General features: G+C 70.3%; 5 protein-coding genes. All 5 read left to right on the forward strand.

What is annotated here, in order from left to right; translation table 11 throughout:
- Window positions 1–124: 124 nt before the first annotated feature.
- Window positions 125–616, forward strand: coding sequence for a DNA-binding protein (locus tag AB0E85_RS39795; RefSeq protein WP_361937637.1), 492 nt, complete (start codon window positions 125–127; stop codon window positions 614–616).
- Window positions 613–1,263, forward strand: coding sequence for a hypothetical protein (locus tag AB0E85_RS39800; protein ID WP_361937638.1), 651 nt, complete (start codon window positions 613–615; stop codon window positions 1,261–1,263). Before AB0E85_RS39795 ends, AB0E85_RS39800 begins: the two co-directional genes overlap by 4 nt.
- On the forward strand, window positions 1,260–1,835 hold the full coding sequence (locus tag AB0E85_RS39805; RefSeq protein WP_361937639.1) for a DUF6624 domain-containing protein: 576 nt from the start codon (window positions 1,260–1,262) through the stop codon (window positions 1,833–1,835). Before AB0E85_RS39800 ends, AB0E85_RS39805 begins: the two co-directional genes overlap by 4 nt.
- Window positions 1,836–1,906: 71 nt before the next feature.
- Window positions 1,907–2,374 carry a DUF6082 family protein gene (locus tag AB0E85_RS39810; RefSeq protein WP_358651860.1) on the forward strand — a complete coding sequence of 156 codons (468 nt, stop codon included), beginning with the start codon at window positions 1,907–1,909 and terminating at the stop codon, window positions 2,372–2,374.
- A 132-nt stretch (window positions 2,375–2,506) separates the two neighbouring features.
- A complete protein-coding gene (locus tag AB0E85_RS39815; RefSeq protein WP_358651862.1) occupies window positions 2,507–2,692 on the forward strand; it encodes an FxLD family lanthipeptide in 186 nt (61 codons plus the stop codon).
- Window positions 2,693–2,833 lie beyond the last annotated feature (141 nt).

A 2,833-nucleotide genomic window follows, 5' to 3' on the forward strand; every position in this document is an offset into this window, starting at 1 on the left:
CCGGGACCAGGGCGGCCGCGGTGGTGAAGGCCTGGCAGGAGTGGGGCCCGTCGCAGCCCGTCCCCCGCGGGGGCCGGCGGCACCCCTTCCGGTGACCGTCCACCCAGCCGAGAAAGAGACACACGTGACCCCGCCCGTGACGACCAGCGCACCGATCACACCCCTGACGCCGACCCTGCAGCGCGTCGCCCAGCACCTCGCAGACGACCTCACCCCCCGAGAAATCGCCACTAGGACAGGGCTGTCGGCCGTTACCGTCCGCCAGTACGTCCGCGACATCCGCGAGAGCCTCCACTGCCCGCCCCGCTGCAAGCCCCCGGTGATCGTGCACCGCATGTTCGCCGCCCAGCAGGTCGCCCCACCCACAACGGACAGGCCAACGCCCAAGCTCAGCCCGGAGGAGCAACTGCTGCTGCAGGCCGTCGCTGAGCACAGCAACCCCCACGACATCGCCGTCGCCGCCAAGATCACCCCCGCCGACGTCCGAGCGGCACATGACGAACTGCTCGACAAGACCGGGGCGGCCAACACCACCCAGCTCGTCGTCCTTGCCCACGCGTGGGGCCTGCTGGGCACCAAGCCAGCCACCACGACGGGGAGCGGAGCGAGCCAGTGAACACGTCACCCGTTTCTGTGGCCACCGAGCCCTCCCACGCCTCCCTGCACCGGCGCTCGACAGCGTTACCGGCCGTGTACGAGATGCGGACACTGTGCACCGACGCCGAACGAGACGAGGCAGCCGCACTCGTCCAGGACCGTCAACGCTGGCTCACCACGCGCAGTCTCCCGGTGCCCGCCCAAGCCGACATCCCGGCCATCTTCCGCAACCCGCAGACGGGGTCGGCCGGCCTGTTCGAGGACGGGAAGCTGCTGGCCTGCATGATCCCCGAACGCGACCCCGGCCTCCGATGGGGCCAAGGCCCGTGCCTCTACCTGGGCTGCATCCACACCCTGCCCGACCAGCCCGACGACATCACCCGGCTGATCACCCTCTGGGCATCCGACTTCGCCGCCCGGCTCGACCTCCGGCTCGTACGGACCGAGACCCTGGCCCACCACGCCCTCGACGCCGAGCCCGTCGCCGCCCTTCTGCATCGGCTCACCGGCATGGGCTGGGATGTACAGGACTCCGGCCCAGGACGAGAAGGCGACCGAGTCGCCCGTCTCAAACTCGCCGCAGAATCCCGGCCCGGGCTGAGCGCGCTGATCGGCTGCCGCGTCCACGAGCCGCAGGCCGCCCCGAGTGATCGGGGCAGCGCATGACGACCGCCGGACCCCAACGGCCCGACCTCGCCCGCGAGCTGATCGCCCGCGCGCAGGCGTCCGCCGCGTACCGGGCCCAACGAGTGCGCAACCAGCTCGATGCCGTCCAACTCGGCCAGGGCCGTCACGCTGGTCACGCCAACACCAACGTGCTGCGCCGCATCCTGAGCGAACACGATTGGCCCGGCCACCTCCTCGTGGGCCCCACTGCCGCCCGCGCCGCTTGGAGCATCGCCCTGCACAGCGACTACGAGCCCGACTTCCAGCGCGCCGCCACGACTTTGCTGCAGCGTGCGGTTCAGGCCGGCGACGCGCTCATCCAGCACTGGGCACACCTGCACGACCGCGCCCTCGTCAACAACGGGCACGCCCAGGAGTACGGAACCCAACTCCTCCTCCGAGCCGACGACATCGAACTATGCCCGCTGCGCGCCCCGGAATCGCTGGACGAGCGGCGGGCCAGCGTAGGGCTGCCACCCCTCGCCGTCGCCCTGAAAACGGTGCATCGCCGATACACGCCGGATCACCGTGCCGAGAACGCCCTGACCGTCGCGTTTCCGGAGGCCGCGTGAGCGGAGCCGCTACATCTCCACCAGCCAGACACCTGTCCACAACCTCGCCCTACGAAAGGACCATTCACGCCATGAAGCTCACCTCCGCCGTCCTAGCCGCCGGTGCTGCCCTCTCCCTCACCACCGCCGTGTTCGGAATGGCCCGGCTCAGGCAGAACGCACGACACCAGGTTGAGCACAACGAGGCGGTCCTCGCCCGGAACCAGCTCGACTGGCTGGCGCAGATGTCCACCAACGCCGACCTCGCCAAACTCTGGGCACCTGAGGACATGGATGTCGAGGAGTACATGCAGCTGCTGCATGCCAACCAGCAGATCTGCACCCTCAGCCTGCGTGACCGCCTCGGCTTCGTCCGTAACGGTCAACTGCCGTTCTATGCCTCGATGCTGATGGAGAGCGACGTTTGCCGACGGTACTGGAACCGTTTCGGCGATCTCCGCGCTCAGGAGGCCGAGGGCGACGAGCGGGCCGAGCACTTCACCCGCGTGCTGGACCAGGCCGCGAAGAACCACCCGCAGGCGCAGCCCGCAGGAGCCTGACGACACCACACACCGACCCCCAGATGCGCGACCGCTGAGGCTACTTCGGCTGCGACCGCCGTCTGGTAGCAGACCCCGGGGCCCGACCGGACCTCGGCATCCCGCACCATCCACCACTCCTAGGAGGCACGCATGACCGCCATCCAGGCCGAGAGGCCGACCGCTCCCGCACAGGCCGACCTCGCAAAGACCGACGACGACCCGTTCGGGCTCGACATCTCCTTCATCGAGGGCACGCCGGCGACCGAGACGGTCCTGATGTGCAGCACGGGCGACACCTGCGGCAGCTCCTGCCCCAGCGCCTGCACCACCTCGTAAGCCGGACCATCCCGGCAGCGTGGGCCGGACGGGGCTCTCCCCGTCCGGGGGGGGGGCCGCCCCCCCCCCCCCCCCGCCGCACGCCCCCGCAACAACACACCCCCCCCCCCCCACCACACAGCCGGCGCCGACCGCGCAACC

This window comes from Streptomyces sp. NPDC029044, assembly GCF_040637495.1.
In the GTDB taxonomy this organism is placed as follows: domain Bacteria; phylum Actinomycetota; class Actinomycetes; order Streptomycetales; family Streptomycetaceae; genus Streptomyces.